A 16,615-nucleotide genomic window follows, 5' to 3' on the forward strand; every position below is an offset into this window, starting at 1 on the left:
AAGGCCGGGATGGGGGCTCCAGCGGAGAACCGCAGGAGCCCGATCACCTTACATGCGGTGCAGGCCGCACAGCTTGTTGCCGTCCGGGTCGCGCAGGTAGGCGAGGTAGAGCTTGCCGGTGGCGCCTTCGCGCACGCCGGGCGGGTCTTCGCAGGTCGTGCCGCCGGCGGCCACGCCCGCGGCGTGCCAGGCGTCGGCCTGTTCGGGCGAGCTGCAGGCGAAGCCGATGGTGCCGCCGTTGGCGCAGGTCGCCGGCTCGCCGTTGATCGGCTTGGACACCGAGAAGATGCCGGTCGGGGTCATGTAGAAGATGCGGTGGCCGTCCACCCGCGCCGGCGGCACGCCCAGCGTGCCCAACAGGGCGTCATAGAACGACTTGGCGCGGTCCAGGTCGTTGGTGCCGATCATGATGTGCGAGAACATGCGTGGTCTTCTCCCCTTCGTGAGGTTTGTCAGGGCCCGCTTCGGCCCTGATTTTCCGCTGATGCGGAAGTTCGTCCCGCGGATGCGGGAACTTCGTGACGCCGGCAACCGCTGGCGTGTGATCAGACGCTGACGTCCAGCCGCTCCAGGCCGCGGAAGAACGGCAAGGTGCGCCAGACCGGCGGCGCGGCCGGGTCCGCCAGGCGCAGGTTCGGGAACCGGGCGAACAGACGCCCCAGCGCCACCTGCGCCTCGATCCTGGCCAGCGGCGCGCCGATGCAGATATGCGCCCCGCCGCCGAAGGCGACGTGCGGGCTCTTCCTGCGGGTGATGTCGAAGCGGTCGGGCTCTTCGAACACCTCCGGGTCGCGGTTGGCGCCGCGCAGCGACAGCAGCAGCGACTGGGTAGTGTGCACCGGGCAGCCGCGCACCTCCATCTCGCGTGAGGCGATGCGGCCGGTGATGTCGACCGGCGGTTCGTAGCGCAGGGTCTCCTCCACGGCCGCGGCGATCAGCGACGGGTCGGCGTGCAGCTTGGCCAGCTCCTGCGGATGGGTCAGGAACAGACGCACCGCGTTGCCGATCAGGTCGGTGGTGGTCAGGTTGCCGGCGACCAGCAGGGCATTCAGGTTGGTGACCAGGTCGTCGTCGGTGAGATCCGCCCCCGCCGCCTGGATCTGGACCATGTCGCTGACCAGGTCGTCCTGCGGGTTCGCCCGACGGTCGGCCAGCATCTGCTCCATGTGTTCGCGCAGCGCGTCGCCGGCGCGCAGCATGTGCTCGGTCTGCTCGGGCGTGCGCAGCGGGTTCAGGCCCTGGATCACCCCCTCGGACCAGTCGCGGAACTCCGCCAGCCGGTCCTTGGAGACGCCGAGGATCGCCGCGATGACGTCGATCGGGATCGGCAGGGCGTAGTCGGCCATCAGGTCGAAGGTTCCCTTGGCCGCCACGGCGTCCAGCGCGGCGTCGGCGATCCGCTCCACCTCCGGCTTGATCTTCGCCGCGCGCTTGTACAGCGCCTGGGCCAGGGGGTTGCGCACCCGGGCATGGTCCGGGTCGTCCTGCAGCAGGATCGAGGGGTTGCGCGAGCCGCCCGGGCGGGCGCCCTCCGGCTCCTCGAGGATGCGCCGGGTCAGCACCGCCGCCTCTTCCGCCCGGTTCGGATCGCGCCACAGGGTGAGGTCGGTGAGGATCGCCCGCACGTCCTCGTGCTTGGAGACGAAAAACACGCCCGCGCCCTCGTCGCGCATCACCGGGCATTGCTCGCGCAGGGCCGCGAGCATGCTGTACGGATCCTCCCGGAACTGCGGGTTCAGCGGGGTCAGCGCGAGAACCGGCGGCTGGGCGGGCGCCGCTGCGGGGGTCTGGGAAGCGTCGTCGGCCATCGGGAGCTCCTGGCGTCAGGGACGCCGGAAGCTACTCCGCGGCAGGGGCCGGGGAAATGGTGACTTAGGGGAAATTCGAAAGATCGGTATCGAGGCGGCGCGCCATGCTCCGCCCCTCCATCGTCATCCTCGGGCGTAAGTCCCGAGGATGACGGGGCAAGGTGAGGTAGACCATGCGGACGGACCGCCGCTAGCCCTTCACCTCGGTCACCGGGCGGTCGTCGCCGTCGGCGATCTCCTGGTGCCAGCGGCCGTTGGCGTCTTCCCAGACGATGCCCCGGGTCACCCCGGGCGCCAGCTGCTCGCGGGCCACGCGGGTGGCCGCGGCCTTGGCCGCGTCGTGGCTGGGGAAGGTCTCGGAATAGACCCCATCGGCCCGGTAGGCCCAGCCGCCGTCGTGCTCGACGATCTCATAGACGATCTTGCTCATGAACCCTCCGGTTTGCGGCTCCGCCTAAAGGTGGCGACGTGACAAGCCTTGGCAAGGGCCTGGGTTCCTTCGCCCGGACCCTCGCGGTCTTGCATCAGGCGGCGTCGACCAGAACGATCTCGGCGTCTTCCAGCGCGGTGATGATCAGGGTGTCCTCGCCGCTGATCGCGGCCCCGTCACGGGCGTCGATGCGCACGCCGTTGACCTCGACCGCGCCCACCGCCGGCACCAGATAGCCGTGGCGGCTCGCGCCAAGCGGATAGGTGGCGCTGTCGCCGGCCTTCAGGGTGGCGCCCAGCACGCGGGCGTCGGTGCGGATCGGCAGGGCGTCGGTGTCCTCGTCGAAGCCACTGGCCAGGGCCACCAGCTGGCCGGCGCGGTCGTCCTTGGGGAACGGCTTGGCGCCCCAGGCCGGCGCGCCGCCATCGCGGCTGGGCTCGATCCAGATCTGGAAGATGCGGGTCGTTTCCGGCTCCAGATTGTACTCGGCGTGACGGATGCCGGTCCCGGCGCTCATCACCTGCACGTCCCCGGCCACGGTGCGGCCCTGGTTGCCGAGGTTGTCCTGATGGGTGATCGCCCCTTGCCGGACATAGGTGATGATCTCCATGTCGCGGTGGGGGTGCGGCGGGAAGCCGGTGTTGGGGGCGATCTCGTCGTCGTTCCACACGCGCAGGGCGCCGTGGTTCATGTTCGACGGGTCGTAGTAGCTGGCGAAGGAAAAGTGGTGCTTGGCCTTCAACCAGCCGTGGTCGGCGCCGCCAAGGGTGTCGAAGGGCTTGCGAACGATCATCTGTTACTCTCCTGGCCGGCTCGCTTGCGAGGTGGAGCGCGGCGTCGAGGCGATAGATATCGACGCGCCCAACGATCAGAAATAGAAACGATCGAAATCCATCGTTTCGGAAAATTGCATGTCGACCCTGCCGGACTTCGAAGGCCTGGCGATCTTCGCCAAGGTGGCGGAGGCCCGTTCCTTCGCCGGCGCCGCCGAGGCGCTGAAGCTCTCCAAGGCCACGGTCTCGAAGGCCGTCGGCCGGCTGGAACAGCGCCTGGGCGCGCGGCTGTTCAACCGCACCTCGCGCCGGCTGGCGCTCACCGAGGCGGGCCAGCGGCTGGCCGGGCAGGCGGCGCAGATCCTGGCCGCCGCCGAAGCCGCCGAACAGGGGGCCCAGGAGGACGCTGCCGCGCCACGGGGGCTGATCCGGCTGGCGGTCCCGATGTCGTTCGGCCTGAGCCGCATCGCCCCGCTGCTGCCCGACTTCCTGGCCGAATTTCCCGGGGTCTCCATCGACCTGCACCTCAGCGACGCCCAGGTCGACCTGATCGGCGAGGGTTTCGACGCGGCCCTGCGCATCGCCCTTTTGCCGGACTCGTCGCTGGTGGCGCGGCGGCTGTGCGCGGTGCGTCGCTATGTGGTGGGCGCCCCGGCCTATTTCGCCCGCCGCGGCCGGCCGACCCACCCCGCCCACCTCGCCGAGCACGATTGCCTGGGCTACGCCTACCTGCCGACCCCCGACCTCTGGCGCTTCCGCAACAGGGCCGGCGAGGAAGTCTCGGTGCGCCCGGCCGGGCCGCTGCGCGCCAACAACGCCGACGCCCTGATGCCGGCGCTACTGGCGGGGCTGGGCATCGCCGTGCAGCCGGACTTCATCGTCGGCGAGGCGCTGGCCGACGGGCGGCTGGAAGCGGCGCTCACCGACTGGGAGTGGCCGCTCGGCGGCCTGCACTTCGTCACCCCGCCCGGCGGTCCGCGGCCGGCGCGCCTGACGGCCCTGGCGGACTTCCTGGCGCGGCGGCTGGCTCCATGACCCTGACGCCGGCGCGCGCGCCCTCGCTCAGGCCCTCCCAGCCCCCCGTGTCAACTGCGCCTGCAGGCCGCGATAGACGGCGAAGTCACGGCGCGCGCCTAGGGGGGCTATCGCCGTCAACCGCCGCGGCTCACGGGAAGCATCCTGGACATTACGCCGTCTCTTCCAAACACCGCGTGGGCGAATGCTGCGACGGCGTGCAGCGTGACGGTGATCGCAATCGCATAGGCGAGAAGTGAATGGCCGGTGGCAAAGGCTCGTCGAAGGGATGGGCTGCTTTGAAAGGGACGCGGGAGTGTGAAGAGGCCAAATAGGCTGTCGCCGCGGACCCAGGCATTGCCGATGCCCAGGACAATCGCCGTCAGAAGCAGGCCATAGAGACTCAGATGCAGGAGGCGTGACAGGTCCTCCAGCACCCTGTTGCTGGATCTGGGCGCCCTTCGCCCTCCCCTATACCGCCAATGGATGCGGACCAGGATCAAAGCGGCAAGAGCGGCGCCCGTCAGCAGGTGGACCGATCGCGCTTCGGTTCGAAGCGCGCCACGGGGGAACCAGTCGATCGTGTGGCCGCCAATCCATTGGGCCGCGACGAAGATAGCGGAGAGCCAATGAAGGGCGATGGTTCTGGCATCGTAGACGAAGCGAGGCGGGTCCGGGTCACGCAGGTCGGCGGCTGTCCTCATGAGGCGTTCAACCTTTCCACCCACGCGCAACAGGTGATGACGATCCGATGGCCGAGGATCGAGGTCCATCCACGCTTGCGGCTCGGGAACCAAGGTTCAACGAGATCGCCGTGATGGCCGAGGCTGCACCGCCATCGAGGTCGCCCCTCCGGCAAGATGCTGGTGCGCGGCGCTTTGCGCTCCAGCTGCGACCGACCTTACGATTGATCATGCTGGGTCCGGCGCCGAGGTGACGCGTGACGTGCGGAAGCGCTGCCCCAGCAGGACGACGGCAATGAAGGCGCAGAGCGCCGCCGAGGACATCCAGAGCCCCGGCGCGGCCTTGTCGTGGGTGGTATGGATGAGCCAGGTCGATATGGCCGCTGTGAACCCGCCAAAGATCGCGGTCGACAGGCTATAGGCGATGGAAAATCCGGTCGTCCTCAGGTCTTTCGGCATGATCTCGGTCAGGGCGACGACAAGAGCGCCGTTGTATCCGGCATAGACAAACGACAGCCAGAGGTCGACGACCACCATTCTCGAAAAGCTAGGCTCATGCGCCAGAAAATTGAGCGCGGGATAGGGCGTCAAGAACGCGAGCGTTGAGTAGAATAACAGAATTGGTCGACGCCCGATCGCGTCACTCAAAGCGCCGATGACAGGCAGCCACAAGAAATTCGAAATTCCCACACAGAGTGTGACAATGAGGCTGTCAGTTTCACTTAGATTGAGAACCGACTTACCGTAGGTCGGCGTATAGACAGTGATCAGGTAGAACGACACGGTCGTCAAAGACACCAGCATCGCCCCGCCGAGCACGAGTCGCCATTGAGCCAGCATGGACGTCCAGGCCTCCAGGGCCGACGGATGATGCGAGCGGGCGAGAAACTCTGGCGTCTCGGTGAGCGTCCCACGAACATAAAGTAGAAACGGCACGAGCGCACAGCCCAGGCCGAACGGGATGCGCCACCCCCAGGCCGCGATGTCATGGCCGGACATCAGTTTGCTGAGCGCGAAACCAAGGCCCGCCGCGACCACGATGGCCACCTGCTGGCTGGCAGACTGCCAGGCGACCACGAACCCCTTGCGATTAGGCGCGGCGATCTCCGACAGGTAGACCGAAACCCCGCCCAGTTCCGTGCCTGCCGAAAAGCCCTGCAGGAGCCGCCCGATCACGACAAGGATCGGAGCGAGGAGTCCGATTTGCGCGTATCCCGGTACAAGCGCGATCAACATCGTGCCGATCGCCATGATGCCCAGTGTGACCACCAGGCCTTTGCGCCGCCCCGCGGCATCGACGTAGGCCCCCAGCACAATCGCCCCCAGCGGCCGCATGAGAAAGCCCGCGCCGAAGGCGACAAAGGCGTTCAGCAACGACGCCAACTCGTCCTTGGCGGGAAAGAACGTAGCAGCGATGTGCGAGGCATAGAGGCCAAACAGGAAGAAATCGAACATCTCAAGAAAATTGCCACCGGTTACGATGACTACCGATCGTAGAGTTCCGTGAGGAGATTCCGATTTCATTCTGCCTCGCACCAAATGCCGCTGTTGCCTGTCTCGGACCGGCTCGCCCGATACGTCCGCAAAGATCCGTGACTTGCCGCGCGATGCGGAAAGCCTGGATAGGCGCCTGTGGCGCCGGGCTTCTCCCGGCGGCGCACCGCCGCCGGGAGCGCTCAAAGGCCTTAGAACTTGAACTTCGCCGCGATGTACCAACTGCGCCCGATGACATCGTACGTCGCCGCGTCGGTTCGCAATTCGAGCGTGCCGATGAAGGGCGGAGCCTGGTCGGCTAGATTGTTGATGCCGGCGCTCAAGATCAGGCGCTTGCCGAAGGCATAGTGAGCCTCGATGTCGAAGTAGCTCGTCGCGGGCACCAGCGAGCCGGGAGCGTCGAGGTTGTTCATGCCGCCGATGTAACGCCAGCGAACGGCGCCGGTGAACGGCCCCCGGCTATAGGTGAGCGAGCTGTTCGCCTTCCAGCGGGGGTGGGTATAGAGGTTCTCGCCGTCCGACGTGACCAGCCCGTCAGACACCTGACCCGCATATTCTGTGGTGGCGGTTCCGTCCGACGGGGTGACCGTGAAGTGGTTCAGGTAGGAGACGACGGTGGCGACCTGGATCCGCCCAGAGTCTTCCGGCAGTCCAAGATTGCTGAGCTCGAAGGTGTAGTCGACCTGCGCGTCGACGCCGTCCAGTCTGATGGTGTTGAAGTTGAACGTGCCCGAGGTGAGCAGCGAGATCGAGCCGGTGCTCGGATCACGCTGAACCCTGCCACAGAAGGAATTGCTGGCGGAGAAACTCGGGTTTGCCGCCGAACCGTAGCAGTCAGAGAGGATCTGATTTGGCGACAGGCTGGCGATCGCACCGGCGATGTTGATGTTATAGTAGTCGATGGCGATGTTGAGCCCGTGCAGGGGCGACAACACCGTGCCGATCGACCAGGTGTTCGCCGTTTCCGGCTGGAGCAGACTGTTGCCCCCCGACTGGATCGGGATCGACACGACGCCGCCATTGTAGGTGAACGACGCCGATCCCGCGGCGGCCGACTGCGCCGCACAGAGCGCCTGCACCTGCGCAGCGTTTGCGCCCGTGCGATAGCTGCTCTGGATGTCGCACGGGTCGGTGGTGACGTTCTGGTTGCTCACCGACTTGCCGACGTAGAGGTCGGCCAGACTCGGGGCGCGGATGGCGACCGAGTATCCGCCCCGGATGCGCACGCCCTCGAACACGGTCCAACTGCCGTCGGCTTTCCAGGTGCTTCTGCCGCTGAAGGAGTTGTACTTGGAGTATCGGTAGGCAAGGTCCAGCGAGACCTCCTTGGCGAACGCCTGATCGCGCAAGACCGGCGCCAGCACCTCGGCGAACAACTCCTTGGCGTCTTGCGCCCCCTGAGAGGGCGTGTCGGTCCCGTACGACAGCGAGTCTCCCGAAACGAACAAGGAGTCTGGCTGGTACGCGTATTGCGACTGGCGATAGTCCCCGCCCAGCGCCACCTTCAGCGGCCCCGCTGGAAGGTTGAACACCGGCCCCTGGATTGAGAACTCGATGTTCTTGGCGGTGAGCGTGTCGCTGGTGTTGTCCGTCCGGCCGGCGAAGCTGATGCAGGAGGTGCTGACCGATTGAATTCCAAAAGGATTCCAGTTGCAGCCGCCAACGCCTTCAGAGGCCAGGACTTTGTTGATCGCCGTAATGCTGATGTCGCCGTGCGCCTGAGCATTGTAGCTGCTGCGCCCGTAGGAGGCGTAGAGGTCCCAGGTGAATTCGCTGCCGGGAATGTCGCCCTTCAGCCCGGCCAGCGCCTGCCACACCGTGTAGTGGAAGTCTTGGACCCGTTGGCCCCAGCCGAACAGGAGCTTGGAGTAGTAGAAGGCCGAACCGGCCGGCGGCGTACCGCCATAGGCCGAGTTGAGCAGCGACATGAGCGCGGCGTTGGACTGGACGTACGGATTGCTGACAGGAATGATCAGCTCCTGGGGCGCGGATGCGCTGGTCTTGGTGCTGCCGGGGCTGGTCTGGTCGAGCGCGCTCGAGTCCGAGAAATTGAACTGGGCGTAGCCGGTGATGTGCGAGGTGAATTCGTATTCGCCCTTGGCGAAGAGATTGTACTTGGTCAGCGGGACCTGCACGGCGAAGTAGTTGCCCAGGACCACGCCCGCCGTCGTGCAGTTCGGATTGACGATCGCGCCCAGCTCGGCGCCCACACCCTTGTAGTTCTGGGCGCAGGAGGCGGGATTGGCGCTGGTGTAGAGCGACTGATCGGTGTTGACGCCGATAGCGCCCCTATAGGCGCCGGATCCCGGGATTGGAGTTGTGGAGGAATAGCCGGCCAGTACGGCGTTGACCGCGGCGATGGTCGGAGCGGTGGCGCCCGCACCCCAGCCGCCTGCGAAGATGATCCCTTCCGGCGGGCGCCCGAGGAAGCGAACTGACGGTTGGGTGAAAAACGGCCTTTGTGAGCCGGCCACGGCGTCACGGCTGGAATACTCAAAATCCAGCATGGCGTTGCCCTTGCCGTCGTCGAACTTGCCGCCGAACAGAACGGAGACCTGGTTCGTCGCACCGTCGCCACGGCTCGTCGCGCCATGCTGCACACTCAGTTCGAGCCCGGAGACGTTCCGCCGGAGCTTGAAATTGGCCACGCCGGCCACGGCGTCAGAACCGTAGGCGGTGGACGCCCCCCCGGTGACCACCTCGACGTTGTCGATCATCGACATCGGAATGGTGTTCAGGTCGATGGACCCGTCCGGAGTCGACGGCATGAGGCGGCGTCCGTCCATCAACACCAGGGAACGATTGCGCCCAATGCCGCGCAGGTCGCTGTAGGACGCCCCACCGCCAAAACCGATGCTGCCTTGCACGTCGCCGACTTCGGCGGCGCCCTGCGCGGCCTCGAACTGGGGCAATTGACCGACAACGCGGTCAAGCGAGGGCTGACCGGAAGCGGCGATCGCCGCGCTGGTGAGGGTCGAGACCGGGCTCTCGGCCTTGAAGTCGGACCGGCTGATGCGCGAGCCCGTCACGACAACTTCGTCGACGGTTGGCGGCGCGTTGGCCGACGCATCGGCCCCCGGCGTCTGAGCATGCGCCGTGGCGCTGGCGATCAGGGCGAACGCCGATGCGCCGCTAAGCAGAATGGACGTCTTCATGGTGCCTCCCCTTTAGGTCTCGCGCCTTTGACGCGCGTAGAAGTCTTGTTCTCTGGATTGCCGCGCTTCGGAGTCTCCGCTCCGGTGCGGATCAGCGAAGGCGCTGAGCCTCGCGTCCCAGCGCCTTTGCCGCTGGTCTGTGGTCCCAAACATTCAGACCGCGTGTATGATCGCGAGCATCCCGATCGGCGCCGCGCAATCAAATCCTCGGCCGCATTGGTGCGCACTCTGGGAGGCGGAGCTTTCACCAACCTGTCACGAATGCGCCGGGCGCAGGTTTCTTTGCCGAAGCGACGATTCGACCTGTCTGCGAGAAGCGAATTTTAGGCGGTGACAGCCGTCGTCGTCGCGATTCCCAGGCGTTTCTCATGAAGCCTCAGGGCCAAATCGCCGCCGATTGACTGGCCAGTCGCTTTGGCGTTGGCTGGGTCCGCGCGGGAAGCGCCGAACGGCCCAGGTAGAGCCGACGGGGAGGAGCGACCGCGCAAGGGGGAGCGATCGTGTCGAGGATTCTACTGGTCGAGGATGACGCGGCCCTGTCCCGCGGCGTGGCGGCGCTCTTGAGAGCAAGCGGCCACACCGTCGATTGCACGGGTGATGGCGAGTCCGCCTTGACCTACACGATGGGCGAACCCTACGGCCTGATCGTCCTTGATATCGGCCTGCCGGGGATGTCGGGATTCGAGGTGTTGAAGACACTGCGCGCCCGGGCCTGCAAGATCCCCATCCTGATGCTCACCGCGCGCGACCGGGTCACGGACAAGGTCAAGGGGCTAGACCTGGGTGCGGACGACTACCTTCTAAAGCCGTTCGATCCCAACGAACTTGATGCGCGGGTTAGGGCCCTGCTGCGCCGCACGCACGGCGACCCGACGCCGGTCCTCGTATTCGGCAATCTGACGATCGATCGATCCCATGCGAAGGCTTCGGTGAGTGGAAGACCGTTGGACCTGCGCCGCAAGGAGTGGGCGGTCCTTGAAGGCCTGGTCGGAGCCGCGGGCGGCATCCTTCCGAAGGAACGGCTGCTGTCCATGATCTACGGTTTCGATGGCGAGGTGGCGCCTAACGCTCTCGAGGTGCACATCGCGCGCCTGCGCAAGAAACTCGAGCCCGACGGTCCCGCAATCAAGACCTTGCGAGGACTAGGATATATGATCGAGGTGATGTGATCTTCCGCTCGTCGGTCACCAACTATCTGACCTTCTTGATCGGCGTACTGCTCGCGGGCCTTCTCGTCGCCACGGCGATACTGGCCGACCAGGCCTGGACTGTGCATACCCGGGCGCTCGCCATTGCGCGCTACACCAATACCGATCGGACGCTGATCGACGCCATTGTCGCCGTCAGGGAGCAGGTCCCAACGGACACGACGGCGCTCATCACACAAGACAATCCTATCGGCGCGATGGAGGAAGCGGACCGGAAGGCCACGCGCGAAGTGGCGGGCGCTCTGGCGGCATTGGACAAGCTCAATGTCGCGGGCCGCGCACGGTATGTCGCGACGATTCGCGAGGCGCGCGCGAAGGAGGCAGCGGCGCGATCCGCCCTGGCGCAACAGGCTCGACGTGCGCGCGCTGACCGTGACTTGTCCGCCGTCGACAACTGGCGAGCGGCCGTCCACCAGTCGATTGATGTCCTCGACGCTGCCTCGGTGGCGGTGAACAATCTCGTCCGTATCGATGACTCCAAGGTAGCGGAGCTCAAGGAAATTCGCCGCCTGTCCTGGTCCATTCGGGACAACTACGGCTTTCAGTGTTCTGCGCTGCGCGCGAGTGTGAACAGCGGACTTCCGCCAAGAGACGCCTTGCGCGACAGCCTGCTGGGACACCGCGCCGTCTATCTGGCGGACTGGGGCGCGCTGAACGAAATCTTCCTTCGCCCTGGGCTATCGCGTGAACTCGCCAATGATGTCGGCACGGCGCGGCTTGTGACCGAGCAGGCGCAAGCCGGCGTGGACAAGGTTGTCACTGGTCTTACGGCAGCGAACAAACCCACAGTCACCGGCAGTGATTGGACAGCGCTATGCGATCGTCCCTTTCGATCGATCCTCGCCATCGGACAACAAGCGCAGACGGACGCCGATCGCTACGCCGGCGACTTGAGCGCGGCTGCGCTCCGGAACATGTTGCTGGCGGGTCTGGGTCTGGCGATCGTGGTGGCCTTCGGGGGCCACTCCGTGATCAACGTTCGTCGGCGTCTGACCCGTCCGATGAGGGCATTGACGGAGACGATCGATCGCCTCAGTCGCCGCGAACTGGACGAGCCGGTGCCCGCGACTGGAAGCTCTGATGAGCTCGACCGCATGGCCCGGACCCTTGAGACCCTTCGGCTGAGCGAACTTGAGGCGCGGCGGCTGCAGCAGGCCATGAGCCACTTCACCGCCAACGCGTCGCACCAGATGCGCACCCCGCTGTCGATCCTTCGCGTCCATATCGCGGTGCTCACCAAGCGTATTCCGCCATCCCTCGACGCCTTCGAGTCGCTGAGAGACATCGAGGACGCTGTCGAGAGGCTGCAGAATCTGTTGATTCAGTTGCTCATTCTGGCCCGCGCGGACGGCGGCGCACTGGCCGCCAGCGGCGACCACCCTGTCGATATGGGCGAAGTGATCGGTGACATTGTCGACCAACACCGGCAGCGGGCAAAAAAGGCCCGTGTCAGCCTGACTCTGGAGGCCGATGCATCGCTGACTCCGGTGAATCTCAACATGACCTTGGTCACGGAGATGGTTGGAAACCTGATCGAGAACGCGATCCTCTACAATCGTCCGGGCGGCTCGGTTGCGGTCAGGCTCTCCGAGGCGCGCGGCCGGCGCCTCATCGAGGTGGAGGACGACGGTCCCGGAATCCCCGTTGCGGAACTTGGCAATGTTTTCCTGAGGTTCTATCGCCTGAAGCGTGACTCGGGGCGCCCCGGGAGCGGGCTCGGCCTGGCGATCGTCCAGGCGGTCGCCGCCACTCTGAAAGCAGACATTCAGGCGGGTCCGAATCGCTGCGGACCGGGCCTATGTGTCCGGATCACCCTTCCGCAAGGCTTGTGATGGCGACAGCGCCAACATCGATTTCGCGCCGCCATGCGGGACGATGGTGGGGGCCGTGAGTCTGGACCGAGTTGTTCGGTCGCTAGCCGCCGAGACGCCCGATATTCCCGCGCCGCTGGCGCCCCCCGGAAACGGTTCGGTTGACGGGGAGGGAGAGGCTCAGCGGCCGTCGCCCCCAACGTCCGGAGCTTCAGCGCGACGGGGCCGCCCATGCGCCATTGATCACCGCCTTCAGCAGGTCGCCGAAGCTCCGGCCCAGCGTCGTTACGCCGCCCTCGCCTTCGCCGGCTTCGCCTCCGCGTGCGGCGCATAAGACGCCCACAGGTGCTGCGCGGCATAGGCCCGCCAGGGGCGCCAGCGCTCGGACCGGGCCAGCAGTTCGGCGGGCGTCGGGCGACGGCCGGTCTCGTCCTCCAGCGCGCGCAGCAGGCCGATGTCCGCGGCGGGGAAGGCGTCGGGCTCGCGCAGCGCCCGCAGGGCGATGTACTGCGCGGTCCATTCGCCGATCCCCGGCAGGGCGCGCAGGCGGGCGATGGCGTCCTCCAGCCCGCCACGGCCAGCGAGGATCGCCGGGTCGGCGGCCACCGCCGCGCCCATCGCCGACAGCGCCCGCGCCCGCGCGCCGGGCATGCCGAGATGGGTCAGGTCGCTGGTCGCCAGCCGCTGGGGCGTCGGGAAAACGTGGGTCAGGCCGGGGCGCGCCGCGTCCGCCGCCAGGGGCGCGCCGTAGCCGGCGGTCAGCTTGCCAGCCAGGGCGATCGCCGCGGGGACCGTGACCTGCTGGCCGAGGATCGCGCGGATCGCCAGCTCGAAGCCGTCCCAGGCGCCGGGCACGCGCAGGCCCGGCCGCGCCGCGATCAGCGGCGCCAGCGCCGGATCCTCGGCAAGCTGGGCGCCGATCGCCACCGGGTCCGCGGCGAGATCGAACACCCGCCGCAGCCGCGCGATGATCGCCGGCAGCGAAGAGAGCCGGGGAAAGCGGATCACCGCCTTCAGCGCATCGGCGCCCGGGGCCGGCGCGACGCTGAGCGTGCCGACGGCGCCGTCCAGGGCGATGGTCCGGCTGTAGACCTGGCCGTCCACCGTCTCCACGCCGGCGATGGCGCGCAGGCGCAGGAAGGCCAGCATCGCCGGCCAGTCGTACGGCGGGCGGTAGCGCAGCATCAGCGTGATCTCGCCGCTGGGGCCGGCCGAGATCTCCGGCGCCCCGGCGCGGCGCAGGGCGCTGGGCGGGCGGCGGAACAGCTGCTGGAAGGTCTCGTTGAAGCGGCGGATCGAGCCGAAGCCCGACGCCAGGGCGATTTCCGCCATCGGCAGGCGGGTCTCGTGGATCAACTGCTTGGCCAGCAGCACCCGCCGGGTCTGCGCCGCCGCCACCGGCGAGGCGCCGAGGTGGCGCTGGAACAGGCGCCGCAGCTGCCGCTCGCCGACCCCGACCCGCGCGGCCAGGGCGTCGACGTCGCCCTCGTCCAGGGCGCCCATCTCGATCAGCGACAGGGCGCGCGAGACGGTGTTCGAGGTGCCGCGCCAGGCCCCGAGGTCCGGCGCGGTCTCCGGCCGGCAGCGCAGGCACGGACGAAAGCCGGCTTCCTGGGCGGCCGCGGCCGACGGGAAGAACAGCACGTTGCGCGACTGCGGCGTGCGCGCCGGGCAGATCGGCCGGCAATAGATCCCGGTGGTCTTCACCCCGGTGAAGATCTTGCCGTCGAAGCGGGCGTCGCGGGTCGAGACCGCGCGGTAGCAGGCGTCGTGGTCGAGGCTGAGCTCGGGGCCGGCGTCGAGGTCGACGGCGGAGGCAATGAGGGGCGTGGGCTGGGTCATGCCCGCATCATGGCCCTGGGCCGAAGCGGAATCTGGCGGCTTTCGGACATCGATGCAGCTTCGCATCCGCGTCCGAAAACCGCCAGCCGTGTTCGGCGCGCGCGTCCAGATTGGCGGGATGAGCAAGCCCGCCCCCTCCGCAAAACCGCCGCTCGAACTCGCCGTCGAGCGCATCGCCTTCGCCGCCGGCGTCGCCGTGCTGATGACCGACCCGGCGGGCCGCGTGCGCGTGCTCGACTTCGAGGACTATGAGCCCCGCATGCAGCGGCTGCTGCGCCGGCACTATGGCGAGCATGGCTGGACCGTGCGCGAGGCCGCGGCCCCCACGGCGGCTCGCCGCGCGCTGGAAGCCTATTTCGCCGGCGACCTGACCGCCATCGACGGGCTGGAGACCGCTACCGCCGGCACCGCCTTCCAGCGGGACATCTGGAAGGCCTTGCGCACGATCCCGGCGGGCCAGACCGCGAGCTATCGCGACCTTGCCCAGCAGGTCGGCCGTCCGGCGGCTGTGCGCGCGACCGGCGCGGCGAACGGCGCCAATCCGATCGGCATCATCGTGCCCTGCCACCGGGTGATCGGCGCCGGCGGCGACCTCACCGGCTATGGCGGCGGCCTGCCGCGCAAGCGCTGGTTGCTTGAGCACGAGGGAGCCTTGACGGGCTAAATCGACCCTGGGCCGTAACTTTCATTTACACAAAGTTGCGCGCCGCGTTGACGGAACGGCGTTATTTTTGCAGAAGTGTGACGCCTGACCGGAGGGGTGGTTTCCATGGCGACGCAGATATCCAACAACCAGCGCATGCTCGCCGCTGGAGCCGTGATCGCGCTCGTGGCGAGCGGGGCCTACTATGTGGGCCGTATCTACCCGCCGCGCGCCGGTGACGCCCAGGGCACCATCGCCCCCGCGCAGCGCTTCCAGTCCAGCCAGGTGCAGAACGCCGACGTCGGCCTGGGCGACACCTCGGTCGCCGCGCTGATGCAGACCGACGCCTTCGAGGTGATGGTCAAGAATCCCGGTTTCCGCGCCCTGGCCGCCGACCCGGGCTTCCGCGCCCTGGCCCAGAACCCCGCGGCGCTGAGCGCGATGGCGCAGCACCCGCAGGCGTTCACCGCCCTCGCCCAGAACCCGCAGGCCTTCGCCCAGATGGCGGCGCAGGCGCAGAACGCCCAGGGCGTCAGCGCCCAGGCGTTCCAGGCCCTGGCCAGCAACGCCGCCGCCTTCCGGCAGATGGCGGTGCAGCCGGCCGCCTTCGCGGTGATGGCGCAGCATCCGCAGGCCTTCGCCGCGCTCGCCGCGCATCCGCAGGCCTTCGCCGCCATGGCCGCAAACGCCCAGGCCTTCGCCGCCTATGGCCACAACGTACAGGCCTTCTCCGCCGACGCCGCGCATCCGGCCGCGGTCGCGTCGATGGCCGCCAGCGCCCAGGCCTTCCAGGCGCTCGCCGCCGACGCCAAGGCGATGTCCGCCCTGCGCGCCGACAGCGCAGCCTTCACCGCCCTGGCCGGCCAGGCCGCCGCCTTCCACGCCCTGGCCGCGGACGCCTCGTTCGCCGCCCAGGGGCGCTGGCTGAACGCCACGTCGGCGCTGGCCGCCAACGCCCAGGCCTTCCAGGCCCTGGCGGCCAATCCGGCCGCCCTCGCCTCGGCCGCCAACGCCGCGGCCAGCTTCGCGGCGGCCGGCGCCGCCCAGGGGATCAACGCCCAGGGCATCGCCGCCATGGCCGGAAACGCCCAGGCCTTCGCGGCGATGAACGGACACGCCGCCGCCTTCACGGCCATGGCCGCGCATCCCCAGGCCTTCGCCGCGATGGCGGGCAACGCCCAGGCCTTCGCCGCCTACGCCGGTAACGCCCAGGCCTTCGCCGCGGCGGCCGCGAACCCTGCGGCAGTGCCCTCGATGGCCGCCAGCGCCCAGGCGTTCCAGGCGCTCGCCGCCGACGCCAAGGCGATGGCCGCGATCCGCGCCGACAGCGCGGCCTTCACCGTCCTGGCCTCCAACGCCCAGGCGTTCCACGCCCTGGCCGCCAACGCCCAGGCGGTGGCCTCGCTCTCGGCCAACGCCGCGGCGATGAGCCAGGTCTGCCAGGCCGCGGCCGCCTTCCGGGCCCAGTCCTCGGCCAGCTTCGCGGCGGCGGCGGGCGACGCCCAGCTGCGCGCGGTCATGGCGCAATACCCGCAGGCCGTCGCGGCGATGGCCGGGAACCCCGCGGCCTTCCAGGCGCTGGCGTCCGACGCGGCGGCCATGCGCGTGCTGGCGCACGACGCCTCGGCCTTCCAGGCCGCGGCCAGCCAGCCGGCCTTCGCCGTGCTCGCCTCCAACGCAGCCTTCTCGTCGATGCTGCAGAGCGCCGCCTTCGCCAAGGCGCTCAACGCCTACTAGTCAGGGTTTGAGGGGCC

13 protein-coding genes are annotated in these 16,615 nt (G+C 68.0%); 5 read left to right on the forward strand and 8 right to left on the reverse strand.

The window, feature by feature from the left end:
• Window positions 1-48: 48 nt before the first annotated feature.
• The 4 genes from ACO2Q3_RS05755 to ACO2Q3_RS05770 all read right to left on the reverse strand — a co-directional run bounded on the left by ACO2Q3_RS05755 (window position 49) and on the right by ACO2Q3_RS05770 (window position 3,031).
• Window positions 49-423: a VOC family protein gene (locus tag ACO2Q3_RS05755; protein WP_423305578.1), complete on the reverse strand. Its 375-nt coding sequence runs from the start codon at window positions 421-423 to the stop codon at window positions 49-51.
• A 122-nt stretch (window positions 424-545) separates the two neighbouring features.
• Entirely contained in the window at window positions 546-1,808 is a 1,263-nt protein-coding gene (locus ACO2Q3_RS05760; protein ID WP_423305579.1) for a cytochrome P450, read from the reverse strand.
• Between the two features lie 190 nt (window positions 1,809-1,998).
• Window positions 1,999-2,238, reverse strand: a complete 240-nt coding sequence (locus ACO2Q3_RS05765) for a DUF2188 domain-containing protein (RefSeq protein WP_423305580.1) — start codon at window positions 2,236-2,238, stop codon at window positions 1,999-2,001.
• Between the two features lie 94 nt (window positions 2,239-2,332).
• Window positions 2,333-3,031, reverse strand: coding sequence for a pirin family protein (locus tag ACO2Q3_RS05770; protein ID WP_423305581.1), 699 nt, complete (start codon window positions 3,029-3,031; stop codon window positions 2,333-2,335).
• 118 nt (window positions 3,032-3,149) lie between these two features.
• On the opposite strand from ACO2Q3_RS05770, the gene ACO2Q3_RS05775 reads away from it, so the two are divergent.
• A complete protein-coding gene (locus tag ACO2Q3_RS05775) occupies window positions 3,150-4,046 on the forward strand; it encodes a LysR family transcriptional regulator (protein WP_423305582.1) in 897 nt (298 codons plus the stop codon).
• Window positions 4,047-4,162: 116 nt separating this feature from the next.
• On the opposite strand, the gene ACO2Q3_RS05780 is transcribed toward ACO2Q3_RS05775, so the two are convergent.
• The 3 genes from ACO2Q3_RS05780 to ACO2Q3_RS05790 form a co-directional block, all read right to left on the reverse strand.
• Window positions 4,163-4,798 carry a cytochrome b gene (locus ACO2Q3_RS05780; protein WP_423305583.1) on the reverse strand — a complete coding sequence of 212 codons (636 nt, stop codon included), beginning with the start codon at window positions 4,796-4,798 and terminating at the stop codon, window positions 4,163-4,165.
• A 138-nt stretch (window positions 4,799-4,936) separates the two neighbouring features.
• Window positions 4,937-6,232 carry an MFS transporter gene (locus tag ACO2Q3_RS05785; RefSeq protein ID WP_423305584.1) on the reverse strand — a complete coding sequence of 432 codons (1,296 nt, stop codon included), beginning with the start codon at window positions 6,230-6,232 and terminating at the stop codon, window positions 4,937-4,939.
• Between the two features lie 161 nt (window positions 6,233-6,393).
• Window positions 6,394-9,357, reverse strand: a complete 2,964-nt coding sequence (locus tag ACO2Q3_RS05790) for a TonB-dependent receptor plug domain-containing protein (protein ID WP_423305585.1) — start codon at window positions 9,355-9,357, stop codon at window positions 6,394-6,396.
• A gap of 500 nt (window positions 9,358-9,857) precedes the next feature.
• Between ACO2Q3_RS05790 and ACO2Q3_RS05795 the strand changes: the two genes are divergently transcribed.
• Together ACO2Q3_RS05795 and ACO2Q3_RS05800 are read left to right on the forward strand one after the other, a co-directional pair.
• Window positions 9,858-10,526, forward strand: coding sequence for a response regulator transcription factor (locus ACO2Q3_RS05795; RefSeq protein WP_423305586.1), 669 nt, complete (start codon window positions 9,858-9,860; stop codon window positions 10,524-10,526).
• Window positions 10,523-12,397 (forward strand): HAMP domain-containing sensor histidine kinase, encoded by a 1,875-nt coding sequence (locus ACO2Q3_RS05800; protein WP_423305587.1) that lies wholly within the window; start codon window positions 10,523-10,525, stop codon window positions 12,395-12,397. Before ACO2Q3_RS05795 ends, ACO2Q3_RS05800 begins: the two co-directional genes overlap by 4 nt.
• A gap of 264 nt (window positions 12,398-12,661) precedes the next feature.
• Here the strand turns inward: ACO2Q3_RS05800 and ACO2Q3_RS05805 are convergent, their stop codons facing one another.
• Window positions 12,662-14,218: an AlkA N-terminal domain-containing protein gene (locus ACO2Q3_RS05805; protein WP_423305588.1), complete on the reverse strand. Its 1,557-nt coding sequence runs from the start codon at window positions 14,216-14,218 to the stop codon at window positions 12,662-12,664.
• A 118-nt stretch (window positions 14,219-14,336) separates the two neighbouring features.
• Here ACO2Q3_RS05805 and ogt point away from each other — a divergent pair, with 118 nt between their 5' ends.
• Together ogt and ACO2Q3_RS05815 are read left to right on the forward strand one after the other, a co-directional pair.
• On the forward strand, window positions 14,337-14,882 hold the full coding sequence (gene ogt, locus ACO2Q3_RS05810; protein ID WP_423305589.1) for a methylated-DNA--[protein]-cysteine S-methyltransferase: 546 nt from the start codon (window positions 14,337-14,339) through the stop codon (window positions 14,880-14,882).
• 105 nt (window positions 14,883-14,987) lie between these two features.
• Window positions 14,988-16,598 (forward strand): hypothetical protein, encoded by a 1,611-nt coding sequence (locus ACO2Q3_RS05815; protein ID WP_423305590.1) that lies wholly within the window; start codon window positions 14,988-14,990, stop codon window positions 16,596-16,598.
• Window positions 16,599-16,615 lie beyond the last annotated feature (17 nt).

It is taken from the genome of Caulobacter sp. KR2-114, from assembly GCF_049446115.1.
GTDB lineage: Bacteria > Pseudomonadota > Alphaproteobacteria > Caulobacterales > Caulobacteraceae > Acaudatibacter.